This is a genomic window from Ewingella sp. S1.OA.A_B6 (assembly GCF_049889095.1).
GTDB lineage: Bacteria > Pseudomonadota > Gammaproteobacteria > Enterobacterales > Enterobacteriaceae > Ewingella.
This window is the reverse complement of record NZ_JBLJFK010000032.1, coordinates 1-1,010: the sequence shown is the minus strand read 5'-3', so window position 1 is coordinate 1,010 and position 1,010 is coordinate 1. Positions and strand designations below refer to the sequence as shown.

Sequence of the window (1,010 nt, the reverse complement as noted above, 5' to 3'; positions counted from 1 at the left end):
GGTATAGACCGGTCACATGGGTTACAGATCTGACCGGCCACATAGGTAACACATTTCCTTTAATCGATACGAAGGATTTGGTGTTCTGCTTTGTCATAATACGCAAGGATCAGACGGTCGAACAAGATAACAAAAAGGCCGTCATCTACCTCTTTCATCATCACATATTCCCCCTTCAGTGCCTCACTCAGGAACAACCGAGTACCAGGGTAAATATCGCCCCTATTTTGTACTTTATATAATCGAGCATTCTCTGGATAAATAACGTCTGGTACCTTCCCATTCCATTTCCTGTTGGATGAGACCCATTGCGAGGACGGTGTTTGGCCATTGTGTGCATCATGAGGACGTTCATGGTTAAACTCATGACGATAATGATTGAACCACACCTGCTGCTGCTCCAACGTCGAGTAAATATTGTCACAACGCAACCCTGCCTTCAGCGAACGGTGCATTCTCTCATGACGACCATTTTGCTCTGGATGGCCTTTCTTTATACGTTCGGGCAGAATACCAAGCTTTACTAACCAGACACTTAACTGGCTAAGACCCGCAATACCGTTACCAGCAAAAGGAGAGCCATTATCTGTTCTTACCACGCTGGGCAGCCCATATTCGCGAAAAACGTTCTCAAAACAGTGTTGGACAAATGCACGGTTTTCTCCCTTGCCAGCCTCGCATGCCAATAGATAGCGGCTATGGTTGTCTGTTAGCGTAAAGGGGTAGCAGTACTGACGACTAAGTAGTCGAAACTTTCCTTTAAAATCAGCGCTCCATACCTGATTGGTCTCACGGATTTCGGTCAGTGGCTGGGTATTGCCCGGTGTATGTTGTCTCTTTTTAAATGGGGAAACCAACCCTTCTTTTTTGAGAATATCACCGATAGAGCTACTCGCTGGTACGTCGAAAGGTGCATTGTTATTGAGCAACCAATGCCGAATTTTTACTGGCCCCCAGTCAGGGTGCTTTAGTCGCATATCGACTAATTTCTTGATGATGCCATCAGGCGT

General features: G+C 46.0%; 1 protein-coding gene. It reads right to left on the bottom strand.

Features of this window, described 5'->3' with window-relative positions; all coding sequences use genetic code 11:
* Positions 1 to 59: 59 nt before the first annotated feature.
* Positions 60 to 1,010: DDE-type integrase/transposase/recombinase (locus ACMV8I_RS21315; RefSeq protein ID WP_498867143.1), on the bottom strand; the 951-nt coding region annotated here is incomplete at its 5' end.